Genomic DNA, 18555 nt, shown 5'->3' with positions numbered 1-18555 from the left:
TTCACCTCTACTCGCACAGCTGACCGAGCCGCTCAGCCGCGTCCGACCCGCCACCACGGGGGCAGAAGGCCGCGTACCTCGGGCCGGGCAAAGCGGTCGTCCATCAGCACCACCACACCCCGGTCGTCGGGTCCGCGGATCACGCGGCCGGCGGCCTGCACCACCTTCTGCAGACCGGGGAACAGGTAGGCATAGTCGTAGCCGCGGCCAAAACGGGCCTGCAGCCGCGCGCGCAGTTGCTCGTTCAGCGGGTTCACCTGGGGCAAGCCCAGCGTGGCGATGAAGGCGCCGATGAGCCGCTGGCCCGGCAGATCGATGCCTTCGCCAAAGGCGCCCCCCAGCACCGCGAAGCCGATGCCCTGGCTGTGTTCGGTGAAGCGCGCCACAAAGGCGTTGCGATCGAGCTCCGCCATGCCGCGCGACTGCGACCACACGGCAATGTCGGGGTGCGCCGCTTCGAAACGCGCCAGCGCCTGTTGCAGGTAGTCGAAGCTGCTGAAGAAGGCCAGGTAGTTGCCCGGCAAGGCCCGGTACTGCGCGGCCATCACGGCAACCACGTCGTCCAGCGACGCGGCGCGGTCGTGGAAGCGTGTCGAAATGTGCGGCGTGACATGCACCGTCAGTTGCGTCGGGTCGAACGGCGAGGGCACCTCCAGCCGCGCGCAGTCCGCCGGCAGGCCGAGCAGGTCGATCGCGTGCTCCATGGGACTGAGCGTGGCCGAGAACAGGGTGGCGCTGTGTGCCGCCAGCCAGCGCGGCTGCAGGTGGGGCGCGGGCACCAGGTTGCGGATGGCCAGCCGTGGGCGGGGCGAGCGCCCGCGCGCCGCTGCGCCAGCGCGGGTGATCTCCACCAGCGAGTGGTCGCCAAACACCTCGGCCACGCGCAGGAAGTGCAACACCTCGAACAGCCAGGCCTGCACGCGCGCATCGGGCGCCGTCGTCTCCAGCGCCAGGTGCCCGGAGAGGTCGGCGGTGTGCTGCTGCAGCGCGCCCACCAGGCCGTCGGGAAGCTCGCTCAGCAGTGCTTGCTCGACCACCTGCGCCCGGCCCAGGGTGCCCCAGAAGCGGTGCAGGCGGTCCAGCGAAGCCTTCAAGCCCGCTGGCGGCGCCTTGCGCAGCGCCGCGAGCATCGAGGGATCGAGTTCGGCGCTGTACATCTGCCGCGCGCGCTCGACCAGGTTGTGCGCCTCGTCCAGCAGCAGCCCCACGCGCCAGGGCTCGCCCACGGTGAGCGCCCAGGCGTGTGCGCTGAGGTCGAAGAAGTGGTTGAAGTCGCCCACCACCACATCGCTCCAGCGCAGCATGTCCTGGCCGAGGTAGTAGGGGCAGACGTTGTGCTTGAGGGCCACGGCGCGCAGCCCGGCCTGGTCGAGCCAGGCGGCCTGCGCCGCCTCGTCGCGGGCCTGCGGCAGCCGGTCGTAGAAGCCGTTGGCCAGTGGGCAGGCGTCGCCATGGCAGGCTTTGTCCGGGTGCTCGCAGGCCTTCTCGCGCGCCACTCGCTCCAGCACCCGCAGGCGGCCGGCGGGCGCGTCGGGTTGAAGCCGCCGCAAGGCATCGAGCGCGAGCTGGCGCCCGGGGGTCTTGGCGGTGAGGTAGAGCAGCTTGTCGGTGCCCTGCGCGGGCATGGCCCTGAGCGCGCCGAACAGCGTGGCCATGGTCTTGCCGATGCCGGTGGGCGCCTGCACCAGCAGGTGCCGGCCATGGCTGTGCGTGCGGTAAGTGGCACCGGCCAGATCGCGCTGGCCGGCGCGAAAGCCGTAGAAGGGAAAGCTCAGCGTCTGCAGTTGCGCGTCGCGCGCCAGCCGATGGTCCTGCTCACCGCGTGCCCAGCGGATGTAGCGCGCGCACAGCTCGTGGAAATGCTGGCGCAGCTCGTCGGCGGTGTGCCAGGCCGTCAGCGCGGTTTCGGTGTGGGTGTCGATGTTGAAGTAGACCAGCGCGACCTCGATGCGCTCCAGCGCGAGCTGCTCGCACAGCATCCACGCGTACACCCGCGCCTGTGCCCAGTGCAGGGCTCGGTGGTTGTCGCGGACCAGCGCCACGTCGCCGCGGTGGGTCTTGATTTCTTCGAGCCGCAGAGCCGTGGGGTCGAATCCGTCGGCGCGGCCCTGCACCAGCAGATCGCCGCAGCGCGAGCGCAGCGGCACCTCGCGCTGGTAGGGCGCGGGTCGTCGCGCGGTCACGGCCTCGTGGCCGGCCACGCCGTCCTGCGCCGTGGGCGAAGGCGTGAAGCGCAAGTCCAGGTCACCGGCCTGGGCGGTGAACGCGCACAGCACGCGCACGGCGACCCGCAGCGCGTCTGGTGGCGTCAGGGTTTCCGCACTCACAGTGCACCCGGCGGGAACACGGTCGGGGGAGCACCCGGCTGCCAACGGGGAACCTTTGGCATGCAGGCGGCCATCAGCGCGCTGCCCGCCCAGGCGTCGTGCCAGCGCCGTGTGGCCGCCCACGGCGACGCCGCCCACCACGCGGCGTCCACCGCGGCGAACTGGCGCACGAACGGGAAGATCGCGGCGTCCGTCAGGCAGGGCCGCGCGCCGCCCAGTTGCGGGGCTTGCGCCAGGCGGCTTTCGAGGGGTGCGATCAGGCAATGCACCGCTTCGTCACGCCATTCGTGCGCGCTGCGCTGCGGGTGGCGCTCGGCGTACTTGTAGCCGTCCAGTGCCTGCTTGAAGTCACTGTCGCAGGTGTCGATCAGCGCGGCGTGGCCGGACGACTCGGCACGCACCAGCCAGCCTTCCGGGTCGCGCTGCGCCAGGGCCCATCGCATGATGTCCAGGCTTTGCGCGATCACCTGGCCGGGTTCGATCTGCAGCACGGGTACCGTGCCGGCCGCAGACGCCTCCAGCAGCTCGGCCGGCTTGCTGGAAAGCGCCACCTCGCGCAGCTCCACGGCCACGCCGGCCTGGCACAGCGCCAGGCGCGCGCGGATGGCGTACGGGCAGCGGCGAAAGGAGTACAGGATGGGCAGCACGGTGTCGGTCGGAGGGAGCAGCCCGCCATGATGGCACGCCTGCCCGCCCCGTTTGCCCGGTGGGTGCTCGCATACCCCATGGCCAGCGGGGCTTGCTCTGGCGACAATGTCCGCCGGGCCCGACGCCCGAGGAGAACCGACATGAAAACCCTCACCGATCACCTCAGCCAGTACGCCACCTACCACCGCGACCGCCGCAACATCGTGACCCACTTCGTGGGCATTCCCATGATCGTGCTGTCGGTGGTGGTGCTGCTGGCGCGGCCATCCTTCTTCGTGGCGGGCCTGCCCGTGTCTCTCGCCACGCTGGCCGTGATCGCGGCCACGCTGTACTACCTCCGTCTGGACCTGCGCCTGGGTGCCGTGATGGCTGCGCTGCTGCTGGGCTGCCTGTTGCTGGCGCAGGCCACGGCGCCGCTGTCGCTGGGTGCCTGGGCCACCCTGGGCGTGGGCTTGTTCGTGGTGGGCTGGGTCATCCAGTTCGTGGGGCACATCTTTGAAGGCCGCAAGCCGGCCTTCGTGGACGACATCAGCGGCCTGATCATCGGCCCGCTGTTCGTGGTGGCCGAGGCAGGTTTCCTGCTGGCCTTGCGCCCCGAACTCGAAGCGCAGATCGAGCAGCGCGCCGGGCCCGTGCGTTCGGGCCGGGCCGGGCCGACGCAGGCGCGCTGAGGCATCGCCACCCGCGTTGTCACACCACCGGGGTGCTGCACGTCTTGCCTTGCATGAACGACCCCACCGCCACCTTCAGCCGCCTGCGCCCCCGCCTGCAAGGCATCGCCTACCGCATGCTGGGCTCTCCGGCCGAGGCCGAGGAGGTGGTGCAGGACGCCTGGCTGCGCTGGCACGAGAGCCCGCACGATTCGCTCGACAGCAGCGAGGCCTGGCTGGTCACCATCACCACCCGGCTGGCGATCGACCGCCTGCGCAGCGCCAAGGTGCAGCGCGAGCACTACATCGGCACCTGGTTGCCCGAGCCGCTGATGTCCGATTCGCCGGTGTCGCCCGAGCAGTTGCTGGAGCGGGCCGACGACGTGTCGGTGGCTTTCCTGACCCTGCTTGAGCGTCTGGCGCCCGAGGCGCGCGCGGCCTTCCTGTTGCGCGAGGTGTTCGATGCCGACTACGGCGAGGTGGCCGAGGCGCTGGGCAAGACCGAGAGCGCCTGTCGCCAGATCGTGCACCGCGCCCGGGCGCAACTGCAGGACGAGCGGCCGCGCCACGTCGTGCCGCGCGAGGCCCAGCTGCGCCTGCTGCGGGGGTTTGCCGATGCGGCGGCCACCGGGCAGTTCGCCACGCTCAAGTCCCTGCTGGCCGAGGATGCGCAACTCGTCGGTGATGGGGGCGGCATCGTGCCGAGTTTCGGCGTGCCGCTGGTGGGCCATCAGCGCATCGCCCAGCTCTACCTGGCCTCCCATCTGAAATACGGCGATGCGGTGCGTTTCGAGGTGGTCGTGCTCAACGGGCAATGGGGCCTGCTGCGCTTCATCCACGGCGCGCTGGAGTCGGCGCAGTCGTTCGAGACCGATGGCGAACGCATCCTGCGCGTGCATGCCCAGCGCAATCCCGAGAAGCTCGCGCGCATCGCCGCCGCGCTCGGGCGCAACCTTGCTGTCACAAACCCGCAGCCCTGAGCGTCTTGTGAGGTGTATCCCAACCACCTCATCAAGGCCTCACATGAACACCGCACCCCGACTCCCCTGGACCGAGATTTCTCCCAAGCCCTACCAGGCCATGGCCGCCGTGGGCGCCACCACGGCCAAGTCCTCGCTCGGCACCATCCTGATGGAACTCGTGAAGACGCGCGTCTCGCAGCTCAACGGCTGCGCATTCTGCGTCGACATGCATGTGCGCGACCTGCGCAAGCAGGGCGAATCCTGGCAGCGCATCAACAGCCTGTGCACCTGGCGCGAGACCGGTCTGTACAGCGCACGTGAGCGCGCCGCGCTGCAGTGGGCCGAGGCCCTGACCCGGTTGCCGGACGGCCACGACAGCCACGACGCCAGCTTCGGCGCACTGAAGGACCATTTCAGCGATCAGGAGATCGTCGAGCTGAGCTGGACCGTTGCGCAGATCAACGCCTGGAACCGCATGGCCGTGGGCATGCGCGCACCGGTGGCGGAAAAAGACATCGCCTGAACCCCCATCTCGACAAGGAACAACCATGAACATCGTGATCATTGGAGGCACCGGCCTCATCGGAAAACAAGTCGTCAAGCTGCTGAGCCAGGCTGGACACGCCGTGACGGCGGCCGCGCCCTCGAACGGCGTCAACGCCGTCACCGGCGAGGGACTGGACCAGGCACTCGCCGGCGCGCAGGTGGTGGTGGACGTCACCAACTCGCCTTCGTTCGAGGACGAGGCTGTGATGCACTTCTTTCGCGCCTCGACGCAGAACCTGCTCGCGGCCAGCGAGCGCGCCGGCGTGCGCCACTTCGTGGCGCTGTCGGTGGTGGGCTCCGAGCGAGTGCCCGACAGCGGCTACTTCCGCGCCAAGGTCGCGCAGGAAGCGCTGATCAAGGCCGGCCCGGTGCCCTACACCCTGGTGCGCGCCACGCAATTCTTTGAATTCCTGATGTCGGTTGCGCAGGTCGGCACCGTCGGGAACACGGTGCCGATGCCGCCGGCGCCATTGCAGCCCATCGCCGCGGCCGACGTCGCGGCGGCGCTGGCCGAGGTGGCGATGCAAGCGCCGCTCAACGGCACGTGCGAGGTCGCCGGGCCCGAGGCCGTGCCGCTGGATGCGCTGATCCGGCGCGTGTTGCAGGCCCGCCAGGACCCTCGGGAGGTGGTGTCGGACGTCAACGCCATGTACTTTGGGACCCGCATCGACGAACGCTCGTTGGTGCCCGGCCCGGGCGCCCGCATCGCCCCGACCACGCTGGCGCAATGGCTGGCCAACGGGTCCTGATCCGGCCGCACTGACACCGCCGAGCGACCGTGTCAGAGCACGATGGCGTTCCGGGGCGTGGGCGCAGCAGGCAGGTCGGTCTCACCCAGCATCGTGCACAGCTCCGTCTCGATGACCCGGCACAGGTGGGCCATGGGCACGTCGTTGGCGCCACCCTCGAACGGGTTCTCGGTGCTCTCGCCCACCTGGTCCAGCGAGAGGTACATCCACCCGACGAGCACGCTGAACGGCACCGACAACCAGACCATGTGGCCCGCGAACAGGCCCGACACGCTGTCGTTGAGGCGGTCGAACTCGCGCACCAGGCAGAACGGCAACACCGTGGCAAAGCACCAGACAAACAGCGAGTTGATCGTTGCGTACTGGCGTGGATAGGGGAAGTTCTTGATGCGCTCGACGCGGCTTTGCTGGTCGAGGAGTTCCTTGATGGTCTTCTGCAGTTCCGTGTGGTGCAGCACGACCAGTTCCTGCCTTGCATGGAGATCGCGCAGGGTCTCGCTTTGCCGCTCCATCAGCATCAGTCCCTTGTTCGCCGCCGATGCCACTTGCTGGCGCTCGGCCTCGCTCAGGTGTGCCTGCAGATCCGCGTCCAGCGTGGTCTCGTGCTCGGGCACGAGAAAGTGCTTGCGGCGGTACTCCGCGTTGGCCGGGCTGTTCGCGGATTCCCAGACCCGGCTTTGCCGCAGCTGGTGGCGCAGCACCGTCAACCAGGCCAGGTGGCGGTGGATGAGCACCGCCGACATGGCGCGCGTGGTGGGAAACATGCGGCAGATGAGGCCCCAGTAGCGGCTGGTGGCGGTGATCGACGACCAGACCTGCTGGGCTTCCAGGGTGCGCTGGTAGGTCTGGGCGTTCTTGAAGCCGACGATGAAGGAGGTGGCCGTGCCCAGCAGCACGGCCACCGACCAGGGCGCGGCGATCCACGTCAGCCCGAACACCTGGTACAGCATGGCGGGCACGGTGGCGAGCACCAGCAGGATGTAGGTCTTGCGACGTGTCCAGTCAAGGAACTCGGCGAGCGTGTACGACTTGGCGATTTTCATGGTGGCGGTGCCCGTGGGCAGTCAAAGGATGTGAAAGGGGTTGACGCATGCAAGACGGCCGCCCGCGCCGCTTTGTGACAGCCCGTGCCGCGTGTACCCTCGTGGCCCACCCTTGCCGATTTGCCTGCCATGAACCTGATCCAGACCCTTGATGCCGGCGTGCTCGAGCTCCACCTGAACCGCCCCGAGCGCCTCAACGCCCTGACCCTCGACCTGGCCCGCGAGCTGCTGGGCGCCGTGCACGCCGCTGTGGCCAACCCGGCCGTTCGCGTGATCCTGCTCAGCGGCGAGGGTCGCGCCTTCTGCGCCGGCAAGGACCGCGACGACCCGGCCACCGAGGCCTTCGTCGACACCCTTCAGGCACTCGCTTCCGCGCTGGTGCACGCGCCCCAACCCGTGGTGACGGCGGTGCAGGGCTGGGTGGTCGGCGCGGGCCTGGAGCTCATGATCAACGGCGATCTCGCGGTGGCCGCGCGCGGCGCACGCTTCATGTTGCCCGAGGTGCACGTGGGCCTGTTCGGCACCGGCGGTGTGGCCGCGCTGCTGCCGCGTCTGGTGGGGCTGCAGAAGGCCAAGGGCCTGCTGATGCTGGGCCAGGAGTTGACCGCAGCCGATGCCGAGCGCTGTGGCCTCGTGTGGCAGGTGGTGGAAGACGAGTTCCTGCCCGCGCAGGCGCGCCAGCTCGCGCAGCGCCTCGCCGATGCCGATTCCGTGCTGTTGGCCGAGGTCAAGCGGCTGGTGCACCGCGAACAGCTGGGCGACTTCGACGCTGCGCTGACCCGCGAGGCCGACGTGCACCGGCGGCTGGAGCCGGGCGCCGCCGGGCCTGCGATCCGCCCGCGCGAGATCGACCACCTGGTGCTGCGCGTGATCGACCTGGAGCGCATGCTGCGCTTTTACTGCGATGTGCTCGGCTGCACGGTGCAACGGCGGCAGGACGCCATCGGCCTGGTGCAGCTGCGTGCCGGACGCTCGCTGATCGATCTGGTGCCGGTCGATGGTCAGCTGGGCCGCGCCGGGGGTGCGCCCCCAGGCCCGCAAGGCCGCAACCTCGATCACTTCTGCCTGCGCGTCGAGCCTTTCGACGAAGCCGCCATCCGGCGCCAGCTGAGCACGCATGGCGCCGAGGCCGGGCCCACCGAGCGGCGCTACGGCGCCGAGGGCGAAGGGCCTTCGATCTACCTGACCGACCCCGAAGGCAATGTGGTCGAGCTCAAGGGGCCACCGGACGACCGCGCGGCGGCTGATCCCTTGCCGTTGGGTTGAACCGCTGCTGTCGGCGGCGGGTGTTGTGTTCTTGCAATCGATCGGTCTGGCACCGTACAGACCGACTCGGTCGTTTGCCCGAGGCTTGCATCTTCACCGGGCGTCCGCGTGCCCGGAAATCCCCACCGGAGATGCCCATGCTTCGCGCCCGATCCATGTCCCAGTTGCCCGACACGCCCGCCCAGCGCGCTGCGCCGGTGAGCCTGCCCTCGATCTTCACGCAACGCGCCAACGCCACGGTACCGCTCCATTGGCTCTCCACCGCCGCCGCGTTCTCGGGCACGGGCGGGCTGGTCAGTGGTGACGATCTGGCCGAGCTGATCCGCCACCGCTGCGAGGTGGCGGGCTGGCTGCCCGAATCCCTGCCCGTGTCGCTGGTCGCGCGCTGGATCGTGTCACGCGCGGTGGTTTCGCTGGACAGCCCCTGGGGCCCGCTGTTCCCGCTGTTCCAGTTCAACCTGCCCACCGCGTCGGTGGTGGATGCCATGGCGCCGTTGCTGGCCGAGCTGCGCCCGGTGTTCGACGACGTGGAGCTCGCGCTGTGGTTCGTCACCCCCAACGACTGGCTGGGTGGGGCCCGCCCGGTCTCGGCCATGCACCACAGCCTGCCTGCCGTGTTGCAGGCAGCGCGCGCCGATCGTTTTGTGGCCGGCGGTCACTGATCCCGGCAAACGCGTCAGCCGCCTCCCAAGACAACCATCCGCCACGCCACGCCGAGCAGGCCACACACCCCGATCAAGGGCACCACGCCCACCTTGAAACGAAACAAGGCGATCGCCGCGAGCGCGGTCAGCGCGGCCGACGGAGCGTCGAAGGGACCGGTGAAGCCCTGGGGCCACCACACGTGGTACGCGAAGAACAAGGCCAGGTTCAGGATCACACCCACCACCGCCGCGGTGATGGCGGTCAGCGGCGCGGTGAACTTCAGCTTGCCGTGCGTGGTTTCGATGAACGGCCCACCCACCAGGATGAAGACGAAGGACGGCAGGAAGGTGAAGAAGGTCACCACCGAGGCCGCCAGTGCGCCCGACCAGAACAGCGCGTCGGGCCCGAGAACCTGGTGCAGCCAGCCGCCCATGAACCCCACGAAGGCCACCACCATGATCAGCGGGCCCGGCGTGGTTTCACCCAGCGCCAGGCCGTCGATCATCTGCTGCGCATTGAGCCAGCCGAAATCCTCGACCGCCCCCTGGTAGACATACGGCAACACCGCGTAGGCCCCGCCGAAGGTCAGCAGTGCGGCCTTGGTGAAGAACCAGCCCATCTGCGCGAGCGTGCCCTGCACGCCGACCAGCGCCAGCAGCACCGCCATGGCGAGCAACCACAGCCCGATGCCGATCACCAGCACCTGGACGAGCCGTCGGCGGGTGAACAGCGCGTGGGCCGGCGCCGGGGTGTCGTCATCGATCAGGGCGCTCGCGTGGGCCTGCGTGCCGCCAGCGTGGCCTGCGCCCGTCACGAACACATGGGGCCAGCGCCGCCCACCCCAGTGGCCCACGAGTGCGGCCGCCAGCACGATGGCGGGGAAGGGCGCGTCCAGCGCGAAGATCGCCACGAACGCTGCCGCCGCGATGCCCCAGAGCCAGGGGTTCTTCAGGGCGCGGCTGCCGATGCGGTGCGCCGCGTGCAGCACCAGCGCCGTCACCGCCGGCTTGATGCCGTAAAACACGGCGGCCACCGCAGGCAGGCTGCCGAAGGCGATGTAGACCCACGACAGCAACACCAGCAGCAGCAGGGAGGGCAGCACGAACAAGGCGCCGGCGGCCACGCCGCCGCGCGTGCCGTGCATCAGCCATCCGATGTAGGTGGCCAGTTGCTGGGCTTCGGGGCCGGGCAGCACCATGCAGAAGTTCAGCGCGTGCAGGAAACGCTTCTCGCTGATCCAGCGGCGGCGCTCCACCAGCTCGGTGTGCATGATGGCCATCTGGCCCGCCGGCCCGCCGAAGCTGATGAACCCCAGCTTGAGCCAGAACCGGAACGCCTCGGCGAACGACACAGGAGCGGGACGCTCGTTCATGCCACTCATGCCTTCACCGCCCGCAACGCGTCGGGCGTCCAGCTGTGGTGCTCGGTCTGTCCTTCCACCTCGCGGCGGCACCAGGCGAACAACGCGTCGTACATCGGCATGGCCGCCTCCAGCATCGCCAGGTCATCGGTGGCGTGCAGGGCCGACAAGCCCAGCGACAGCGCCAGCAGGCCCGCGGCTTGTGGAGCGAGTGTCAGTCGGTCGGTGTCGGCCGCGCGCACGATGCGCGCCAGGGCGGCGAGCGCGGGGTCGTCCTGCAGATCGAAGGCGCGCAGCAAGGTGTCGAAACTGCAGAGTTCACCTTCGTGGCTGATGGGCGCGCCGGGAATGTCGAAGGCCACCGCGCCCAACTGCTCGGCTTGCGAGAGCACCGCAGCGGTGGGCACGTAGAGGAAATCAGCCCGGGGATCGATGAAGCGGCGCACCAGCCAGGGGCAGGCGATGCGGTCGATCTTGGGCCGCTCGCGCGTGATCCAGGTGGAGGGCTGCAGGCCATCCACGCCCAGGTCGGGGCGTTTTCGAATCACCAGGGGCCTCACCGCGCGCCATTCGGCGATGTCTTGCGGGGTGTCCACGCCGGGCTCTCCGCCGTCAAGCCCGCCGGCCAGAAACCGTGCGTTGAATCCGGCCTGCCGCAGCGTGGCGGCCGCTTGCTGGCTGACCTCGTGGCCGTGCACGCAGTACACGACGATCTCGCGCGTTGGACCATTGAGGGCGAAGGACGCCACGGCGTCGGGTGCGCACCACCGGGCAGTGGCCAGCAGGTGCGGGCTGTCCGCGAAACGCGCCGGGCGTCTCACATCGAGCAGCACAGGCGCGCCGGGCGCACCCATGCGCGCGGCGAGTTCACGGGGGGAGATGTGGGTGGGGATGGCGGTGTCCATGGAAAACTCCAGAGCGTTGTCAGCACTTGGATGGGACACCATCTGTTCGTCAAGATCCGGGAGGCTGTTTTCCCGTGGACGAATGGTAGCAGCGCCTGGGCCGCACCGCCACCGATTGCGCAGGCTCAATGGTGCCGGTGCCCGCAGGTCCAACAATGGAAATCTGCTCACACCATCCAACCTGAGGAGCTGCGACGATCATGACCGTACGACAACTGCTGTTTCGCGACGATGCGCGCGCGCGCATCCGCCGGGGCGTGGATGCGCTGGCCGATGCGGTGCGGGTGACACTCGGCCCACGTGGGCGCACCGTGATCCTGGAGCGCGATTTCGGCCCGCCGCAGATCGTCAATTCGGGCGTCATCGTGGCCAAGTCGATCGAGCTCGAGGACCGCTTCGAGAACATGGGGGCCCAGTTGCTGCGCGAGGTGGCTTCGCGCACCAGCGACATGGCCGGCGATGGCACCACCACCGCCACCGTGCTGGCCCACGCCATGATCCAGCACGGTCTGCGCTATCTCTCGGGCGGCATGAACGCAATGGAGCTCAAGCGCGGCATGGAGCAGGCCATCGACGCGGTGGTGGCCGAGCTGCGCAGCATGGCCAGGCCTTGCGCCGACTCCCAGGAGATCGCGCACGTGGCCTCCATCTCGGCCAACAACGACCGCTCCATCGGCGAGCTGCTGGCCCAGGCCATCGACAAGGTCGGGCGCGAAGGCGCCATCTCGATCGAAGACGGCTCCGGTCTGAGCAGCGAGCTCGAAGCGGTGGAAGGCATGCAGTTCGACCGTGGTTTCCTCTCCCCCTATTTCATCAACAACCCCGAGCGACAGACCGCCTTGCTCGACGAGGTATTGATCCTGCTGTGCGACAAGCGCCTGTCCTCCCTCAAGGACCTGTTGCCCTTGCTGGAAGAGGTGGTCAAGAGCGGGCAGCCACTGCTGGTCATCGCGGAAGACATCGACAGCGACGCACTGGCCACGCTGGTCATCAACACCATGCGCGGCACCCTCAAGACCTGTGCGGTGAAGGCACCCGGTTTTGGTGATCGTCGCAAGGCCATGTTGCAGGACATCGCCGTGCTCACCGGCGGCACCGTGGTCAGCGACGAGCTCGGCCTGTCGCTGGCCAAACTCCAGCTCTCGGACCTGGGCCGGGCCAAACGGGCGGAGGTGGGCAAGGAGGAGACGACGCTCATCGGCGGCGCCGGCAGCCCGCAGGCGATTGCCGAGCGCGTGGCCAACCTGCGCCAGGAACGCACGGCCACCACCTCCGACTACGACCGCGAGAAACTGGACGAGCGCATCGCCAAACTCTCGGGAGGCGTGGCCCTGATCAAGGTCGGTGCGGCCACCGAAACCGAACTGAAGGAGCGCAAGATCCGCGTGGAAGATGCGCTGCACGCCACGCGCGCCGCGATCGAGGAGGGCGTGGTGCCTGGTGGCGGTGTGGCGCTGCTGCGGGCCCGCCGCGTTTTGCAGCCCCTGCACGGACCCACACTCGACCACGATTCGGGTATCCGTCTGGTCGAGCAGGCCTTGCAGGAGCCGCTGCGCTGCATCGCGGCCAATGCCGGTGTGGAGCCCTCGGTGGTGGTGCAGCGGGTGGAAGACGCCACCGGGATCAACCAAGGCTACAACGCTGCCACGCTGGTCTACGGCGACATGCTGCAGATGGGGGTGATCGACCCGGCCAAGGTGACACGGCTGGCGCTGCAGAACGCGGGCTCGATCGCTGCGCTGGTGCTCACCACCGACTGCATGATTGCCAACGCGCCCAAGCCACGAGGCCACGGCGAGTCGGGCGGCGCCGAGCCGACCCTCCCGGAATTCTGAGCGCAGGTCACCGCAGCACGCAACGTGAGGATTCATTGAGCGTGCGCAATGCCGGCGGCACGGCGTCCGCGCACACTGCAGTTGCCGATGTTTCTCCGGATAGAACCGGAAAGCAAAGGCCAGGTGAGGATTCCCCCCGAGGGGGGCATTTTCATGGTGTGTTTCCCACACCATGGAGGGATGAAGGCAACCTCAGACCGGCCAAACCCGAGAGGGCATCGCCGGGGACCTTCACCATGGCCCGCCCTCCGCAAGGATGGCGGGCCATCCTTTTTCTCGAACACTTCTGACGACACAGCAGAAAGGTCAACCATGAAATCCGATGCGCAACTCAAGAAGGACGTGGAAGCCGAGCTCGAATGGGAACCCTCGATCAACGCTGCCCAAGTGGGTGTGGCGGTCAAGGACGGTGTGGTGACGCTTTCCGGCCATCTGGACACTTTTGTCGAGAAATACGAGGTGGAGCATGTGGTGCAGCGCGTCGCTGGTGTTCGTGCCGTGGCGGTGGAGATCGACGTCAAGCTGAGCTCCGGCAGCAAGCGCAGCGACTCCGAGATCGCCCACGCGGTGGAGACCGCATTCGCCTGGCACAGCTCTGTGCCGGCCGAACGTGTTCAGGCCAAGGTGGAAAAGGGATGGGTCACGCTCAGCGGGGAAGTTGACTGGGAATACCAGCGTGCGGCTGCCGCGAATCTGGTGCGGCCCCTGGTCGGTGTGGTGGGTGTCAGCAACGCCATCGTGCTCAAACCCCGCACCACACCGGACAACATCGGCAAACGCATCCGGGATGCACTGACCCGCCAGGCCGAGCGCGAAGCCAAGGGCATCGAGGTGCATGTCAACGGCTCCACCGCGGTGCTGCGGGGTTCGGTGCATTCGCTGGCCGAGCGGGTGGCCGCTCAGGGCGCGGCCTGGTCGGCACCCGGCATCACGCGGGTCGACAACGAACTGCGCATCGATCCTTGAGCCCTGCTTCGCGCAGCCTGCTGAAACCATCCCGGAGAACAACATGCGCGAAAAGATGCTGGCGGGTGACGTGTGCAACCGCATCGTGGTGATCGCCGAACGCGGTTTGTCGCTGGTGCAGGCCGCGCAACTCATGCGCAAGCGGCATGTGGGATGCCTGGTGGTGGTCGACGAGACCGGCGCGGGCCGTCTGGTGGTGGGCATGCTCACCGACCGCGACATCGTCACCACGGTCGTAGCGCGTGAGCTCGATGCCGCTGTACTCACCGTGGGCGACGTGATGAGCCGCGAATTGATCAGTGTGCTGGAAGACGACTCGATCAAGGACATGCTCGTGACCATGCGCCGAAAGGGCATTCGTCGGCTGCCGGTGGTCACCTCGCAGGGGATGCTGGTCGGGCTGGTGACGCTGGACGACGTGCTCTCCCTGATGGCCGAGCAGCTGCGCGAGATGGCCTCGGTGGTCGAGACCGAAGCCCTGCGCGAGCGCCGCGAACGGGCTTGACGCAGCGCCCGTCCTTGCGTGTGCCTGCATTGCGTTGGATCAATGGTGCAGGGGCACCACCGTCGCAACATCCCACTTGCGCCGGCGTTCCGTCGGGTTGTGGCGGACCTGCCGGGCATTCCTCCATCACTGTTCTCAAGGAGCATCACCATGAATGAACTTCGCACCATTGATCCCTTTGCCATCGATCCCTTCGACGATGCGTTCCGCTCGCTCATGCGCCCCTGGCGAATGGAGATGCCGGAAGCGGCTCCACGCATCAAGATCGACCTCACGGAGCAGGACGGCAGTTACGCCGTCAAGGCCGACATTCCCGGCGTGAAGAAGGACGACATCGACGTGCGCATCGACGGCAACCTGGTCACCATCAGCGCCGAGGTGAAGTCGGAAAAAGAGGACAAGGGCAACGGCGACCGCGTGTTGCGCCGTGAACGCCTGGAAGGCTACGCCAGCCGCAGCTTCAGCCTGGCCTGCCCGGTGGATGAAGCCAAGGTCCAGGCCAGCTACAAGGACGGCATCCTGGCGCTGACCCTGCCCAAGAAGGCCGACACCACCAGCAAGCGCATCGCGATCCAGTGACGCCATGAACACGCTCACAGCGCCTTGGCGGCATGGCGCTCGACACGCCTGGGCCTCGCTGGCCCAGGGCTGGCGCGACCTGCGCCAACGCGCGGGCGGGGCGCTCACGCGCTTTCGCCGCAGCGATGCCTCTGGTCGGGAGGCAGGTGCCGGCTGGGGGTTGGTGGCCGCCGACCTGCGCGTGGAGGACGACCGCATCATCGTGCACATGGAACTGCCCGGCATGAACCGGGAAGATCTGCAGATCGAGATCGACGGCGACCAGCTCAGTGTCTCGGGCGAGAAGCACCTGGAACAGGAGAGTGGTGACGGTAGCTACCGCCTGGTGCAATGCGCCTACGGCAGCTTCAGGCGTGATCTGAGCCTGCCGCACACCGTTGATGCCCAGCACACCCAGGCCCGCTACCGCAACGGCGTGTTGCGCATCGACATGCCGCGCATGGACCGCGACCGGGGCCGGCGCATCCCTGTGCACGACGCGTGAGTGATCCGGAGCAGGAGACGCCCATGACGGACCTCCTCGAACGCCTCCGGCAACAGGCCGGCAGGCCGCGAGACGGCGTGCCATGACCCCCTGCGCAGTCCATGCCAGCGCCGGCGCCAGCCACGAGTTGGTGCTGGCCGCCCTGCGCTCGGGTGCCGCGCCCGGCGAGCTGGAGGTGATCGAGACCCACATGTCGTGGGTGTATCTGTTGGGCGACCAGGTGCTCAAGCTCAAGAAGCCGGTGCACCACGCGTTTCTGGATTTCACCCGGCTGGACGCGCGCGAGGCCTTCTGCCGCGAGGAGGTGCGGCTCAATGCCCGTCTTGCGCCGGGCATCTACCTGGGCCTGATGGCCTTGCAGAACATCGAGGGCCAGCCATCGCTGGTCCGCGAGTCCGGACTGGTCCGGCGCGCCGATGCCGTGGATTGGCTGGTGCACATGAAGCGGTTGCCCCGGGCGCGCATGCTGGACGAGGCCATGGCGCACCGTGCGGTGCTGTCGGGCGATGTGGATGCCCTGGTGCGGGTGCTGGCCGACTTCTACCGCGCGGCCGCGCGGATCGACGTCTCGCCAGCAGAGCATGTCGATCGTCTGCAGCACGAGCTGCTTCTCAGCCGCGACGTGATTCTGGATCCGCGCTGGGTGATCCCGGGGGCGGCGCAGACGATCCAGCAATGTCAGGCAGGATTTGCGCAGCACCAGGCGGCACTGGGCCAGCGCGCCGTGGCGGGGCGCATCCTGGAGGGCCATGGTGACCTTCGGCCCGAGCATGTGTGTCTGCTGCATCCACCGGTGGTCATCGACTGCATCGAGTTCAGCGCGGCGCTGCGACAGGTCGATCCGTTCGACGAGCTGGCCTTTCTGGCCATGGAATGCCGCATGGCCGGCGCCGGCTGGATCGGCGAGCGGCTCATCGAAGGCTGCGGGCAGGCACTGAACGACCGACCGCCGCGCACGGTGCTGCAGCTCTACACCGCGCACAACGCGCTGGTGCGGGCGCGGCTGTCGCTGGCACATCTGTTCGACCCGCAGCCGCGCACGCCCGAGCGCTGGCTGCCACAGGCGCGGCGCTATCTGATGCAGGCCAGGGCAGCGCTGGACGCCTTGTTGCTCAAGGAACCGGTGGCGCCGCCGGAGGTGATCCGCGGCGCTCGTTGACGGCCCGCGCGAACAGCGCCGCGGCCGACACGACGGTCAGCTTGCTTGCCAGGGCAGAGTCCGCCGGCACGCGAAACGACGGCACGCTGTCGGTCACCACCACCCGGCTGATGGCCGGATCCCCCAGCACGCGACAGGCTTCTCCGGTGAACAGGCCGTGAGCAGCAAACGCCACCACATCGCGGGCGCCGGCCAGGCGCAGGGCGGTGGCCGCACGCACCATGGTCTCGCCACTGGCAACGAGGTCGTCCAGCAGCAGCACGGTGGTGCCTTCGACGTCGCCGGCCACCCGGTGTTCACCCGACACACGGCCCGCACTGCGCCGCTTGTCAACCATGGCGAAGCCCAGGGGCTGTGCCAGTTCGACCTCAAGCGCCTCGCGCCACAGCTGGGCACGCTTCACACCGCCCGGGTCGGGCGACGCCACCGCGCAAGGCCCCCGCTCGGCGATCGCTCGGGCCACGGTCTCAAACGCCAGGTGGGCCTCGAGGTGGTGGGTCGGTATGCGGAACGCGTTCTGCAGTGCGGCCAGGTTGTGCGCCTCCAGCACCACCACTTCGTCGGTGCCGACCGCTTCGAACATCTGGGCCACATAGCGCAACGCCAGCGGATCGAAGGGCTGGGTCCGGCGGTCCTTGCGCGCGTAGGCCAGGTAGGGCACCAGGGCCGTGATGCTCGCGGCGCCGTGGTCGCGCAGCGTGCCGATGAACATCAACAGCCGGCACAGGGCGTCGTGCGGGCTGGCCTCGGGGCGGCCGTGCAGGCTGGCCAGCACGAACACGTGGTGTGCGCGTGGGTCGCACAGCGGCCGCCACTTGTGCTCGCCGTCTTCGAAAGCCCGGTCCTCAAGCGCGGCCAGCGGCTGCCCCAGCCAGACACCCAGGGCGCGTGCCAGGTCGGTGCCCGGGTCGAGCGAAAAGATCAACATGGGGCATCCCAGCGCGCCTGTGACAGCGCGCGCACGAACGGCTCCAACGATGTGGAAGGCAGGGCGTCGATGCCAGCGGCGGCGGTGCGTCCGCTGCCACCGAACGCCTGGCACAAGGTGTGTGCGCCCTGCGGTGACGCGCGCGGCGCGCGCACACTCACCGCGTAGTGGCCGTCGCGCCGCTCGGTGAGCACGGCCTGAGCCTGCTCGGGATGCACGGCCGCCAGCGCGTTGGCCAGGAAGCCCGACACGCGGCGGCTCCACGGGGCTGCGGGCAACACCACCACCCGGGCCTGCGCACTTTCCCAATGGGGCTTGATCCCCATCGCCACGCGGAAGTCGCGCCGCCGGCAGGCTTCGATATCGTGGATCACCGGCTCGTCGCGCAACAGGTTCCAGGGCGAGGCGTGGCGCGCCAGGCGTTCGTACAGCTCGGCCGGGGCGATGCACACGTCCGAGGCGTCTTCACCGTAGGCGTTGTAGTTGATGGCCAGGCCCAGGCGGCGCAGCACCGCGCGGTGCAGCGGGTCGAGCCCCGAGGCCGCGCCCAGCCGGTCGGCCACGGCGGTGAGTTCGTCGCCGTAGGCGCCCACCAGTGCCCAGGCGCGGTAGCGGCCGCCCAGGTACCGGTCCACCAGCAGGCTGGTGCACACCTCGCTGCTGAAATCGAGGTGGGCGTCGAGCCGTTCGTGTGCCGGCACCGGCCCGCTCCAGTGGTGATCGAACCAGCGCACCTGCGCGCCGCCGTCCAGCAGGCGGTCCAGCGCCGCCCGGTTGCGCTGCATCGACAGGTCGCACACCAGCACCTGGCTGGATGCCACGCACGGCACGTGCTGCAACAAGGCGATGTCGCGCTTGAGCCCGGTGATCAGGCGGGCGGCCGACGGATCGTGCAGCCGCCACTGGCGAACCGCGCACAGACCGTCGGCGTCGCCGTTGCACACATCGAAACGCGCCACGGCCTGACCCGGTGGCGCTGTTGTGTCTGGCGCTGCCAT

Annotated in this window: 19 protein-coding genes and 1 pseudogene; 13 read left to right on the top strand and 7 right to left on the bottom strand. The window is 68.8% G+C overall.

Features of this window, described 5'->3' with window-relative positions; genetic code table 11:
* Positions 1-32 precede the first annotated feature (32 nt).
* Both V6M63_RS20965 and V6M63_RS20960 read right to left on the bottom strand, forming a co-directional pair.
* Positions 33-2327, bottom strand: coding sequence for an ATP-dependent DNA helicase (locus V6M63_RS20965; protein WP_332745059.1), 2295 nt, complete (start codon positions 2325-2327; stop codon positions 33-35).
* Entirely contained in the window at positions 2324-2974 is a 651-nt protein-coding gene (locus tag V6M63_RS20960; protein ID WP_332745058.1) for a glutathione S-transferase N-terminal domain-containing protein, read from the bottom strand. Before V6M63_RS20960 ends, V6M63_RS20965 begins: the two co-directional genes overlap by 4 nt.
* A gap of 141 nt (positions 2975-3115) precedes the next feature.
* Here V6M63_RS20960 and V6M63_RS20955 point away from each other — a divergent pair, with 141 nt between their 5' ends.
* From V6M63_RS20955 to V6M63_RS20940, 4 genes are read left to right on the top strand one after another with little or no spacing between them, the layout of a single operon-like run.
* Positions 3116-3646: an Mpo1 family 2-hydroxy fatty acid dioxygenase gene (locus V6M63_RS20955; RefSeq protein ID WP_332745056.1), complete on the top strand. Its 531-nt coding sequence runs from the start codon at positions 3116-3118 to the stop codon at positions 3644-3646.
* 53 nt (positions 3647-3699) lie between these two features.
* On the top strand, positions 3700-4605 hold the full coding sequence (locus V6M63_RS20950) for an RNA polymerase sigma-70 factor (RefSeq protein ID WP_332745054.1): 906 nt from the start codon (positions 3700-3702) through the stop codon (positions 4603-4605).
* 43 nt (positions 4606-4648) lie between these two features.
* Positions 4649-5110: a carboxymuconolactone decarboxylase family protein gene (locus V6M63_RS20945; protein ID WP_332745052.1), complete on the top strand. Its 462-nt coding sequence runs from the start codon at positions 4649-4651 to the stop codon at positions 5108-5110.
* Positions 5111-5135: 25 nt separating this feature from the next.
* A complete protein-coding gene (locus V6M63_RS20940; RefSeq protein WP_332745050.1) occupies positions 5136-5882 on the top strand; it encodes an SDR family oxidoreductase in 747 nt (248 codons plus the stop codon).
* A gap of 32 nt (positions 5883-5914) precedes the next feature.
* On the opposite strand, the gene V6M63_RS20935 is transcribed toward V6M63_RS20940, so the two are convergent.
* Positions 5915-6925, bottom strand: a complete 1011-nt coding sequence (locus V6M63_RS20935) for a bestrophin family protein (protein WP_332745048.1) — start codon at positions 6923-6925, stop codon at positions 5915-5917.
* A gap of 129 nt (positions 6926-7054) precedes the next feature.
* Between V6M63_RS20935 and V6M63_RS20930 the strand changes: the two are divergent.
* The 3 genes and pseudogenes from V6M63_RS20930 to V6M63_RS20920 form a co-directional block, all read left to right on the top strand.
* Positions 7055-7711 (top strand): annotated as a pseudogene (locus V6M63_RS20930) (enoyl-CoA hydratase/isomerase family protein); the annotation flags it as partial.
* Between the two features lie 45 nt (positions 7712-7756).
* Positions 7757-8191: a VOC family protein gene (locus V6M63_RS20925; protein WP_332745068.1), complete on the top strand. Its 435-nt coding sequence runs from the start codon at positions 7757-7759 to the stop codon at positions 8189-8191.
* Between the two features lie 137 nt (positions 8192-8328).
* A complete protein-coding gene (locus V6M63_RS20920; RefSeq protein WP_332745046.1) occupies positions 8329-8853 on the top strand; it encodes a hypothetical protein in 525 nt (174 codons plus the stop codon).
* A 14-nt stretch (positions 8854-8867) separates the two neighbouring features.
* On the opposite strand, the gene chrA is transcribed toward V6M63_RS20920, so the two are convergent.
* A complete protein-coding gene (gene chrA, locus V6M63_RS20915) occupies positions 8868-10217 on the bottom strand; it encodes a chromate efflux transporter (protein WP_442909627.1) in 1350 nt (449 codons plus the stop codon).
* Complete coding sequence (locus V6M63_RS20910) at positions 10214-11101, bottom strand: chromate resistance protein ChrB domain-containing protein (RefSeq protein WP_332745043.1); 888 nt, start codon at positions 11099-11101, stop codon at positions 10214-10216. The genes chrA and V6M63_RS20910 overlap by 4 nt, the downstream gene beginning before the upstream one ends.
* A 200-nt stretch (positions 11102-11301) precedes the next feature.
* Between V6M63_RS20910 and groL the strand changes: the two genes are divergently transcribed.
* From groL to V6M63_RS20880, 6 genes are all read left to right on the top strand, one after another.
* The gene (gene groL, locus V6M63_RS20905; protein WP_332745041.1) at positions 11302-12936 is read left to right on the top strand and encodes a chaperonin GroEL; all 1635 of its coding nucleotides are present in this window, start codon (positions 11302-11304) and stop codon (positions 12934-12936) included.
* Positions 12937-13248: 312 nt separating this feature from the next.
* A complete protein-coding gene (locus V6M63_RS20900; protein WP_332745039.1) occupies positions 13249-13902 on the top strand; it encodes a BON domain-containing protein in 654 nt (217 codons plus the stop codon).
* Between the two features lie 43 nt (positions 13903-13945).
* Positions 13946-14407 carry a CBS domain-containing protein gene (locus V6M63_RS20895; RefSeq protein ID WP_332745037.1) on the top strand — a complete coding sequence of 154 codons (462 nt, stop codon included), beginning with the start codon at positions 13946-13948 and terminating at the stop codon, positions 14405-14407.
* 150 nt (positions 14408-14557) lie between these two features.
* Positions 14558-14986: an Hsp20/alpha crystallin family protein gene (locus tag V6M63_RS20890; RefSeq protein ID WP_332745035.1), complete on the top strand. Its 429-nt coding sequence runs from the start codon at positions 14558-14560 to the stop codon at positions 14984-14986.
* Between the two features lie 4 nt (positions 14987-14990).
* Complete coding sequence (locus V6M63_RS20885; protein WP_332745033.1) at positions 14991-15470, top strand: Hsp20/alpha crystallin family protein; 480 nt, start codon at positions 14991-14993, stop codon at positions 15468-15470.
* A gap of 82 nt (positions 15471-15552) precedes the next feature.
* On the top strand, positions 15553-16629 hold the full coding sequence (locus V6M63_RS20880) for a hypothetical protein (RefSeq protein ID WP_332745031.1): 1077 nt from the start codon (positions 15553-15555) through the stop codon (positions 16627-16629).
* Here the strand turns inward: V6M63_RS20880 and V6M63_RS20875 are convergent.
* Together V6M63_RS20875 and V6M63_RS20870 are read right to left on the bottom strand one after the other, a co-directional pair.
* The gene (locus tag V6M63_RS20875) at positions 16583-17557 is read right to left on the bottom strand and encodes a ribose-phosphate diphosphokinase (protein WP_332745029.1); all 975 of its coding nucleotides are present in this window, start codon (positions 17555-17557) and stop codon (positions 16583-16585) included. The two genes, V6M63_RS20880 and V6M63_RS20875, sit on opposite strands and share 47 nt — an antisense overlap.
* The gene (locus tag V6M63_RS20870) at positions 17551-18555 is read right to left on the bottom strand and encodes a hypothetical protein (RefSeq protein WP_332745027.1); all 1005 of its coding nucleotides are present in this window, start codon (positions 18553-18555) and stop codon (positions 17551-17553) included. The genes V6M63_RS20875 and V6M63_RS20870 overlap by 7 nt, the downstream gene beginning before the upstream one ends.

The sequence above is a fragment of the Hydrogenophaga sp. genome, from assembly GCF_036675665.1.
In the GTDB taxonomy this organism is placed as follows: Bacteria; Pseudomonadota; Gammaproteobacteria; order Burkholderiales; family Burkholderiaceae_C; genus Hydrogenophaga.
Note: the sequence above shows the minus strand (reverse complement) of the source record. Positions and strands in the feature narration are given on the sequence as shown.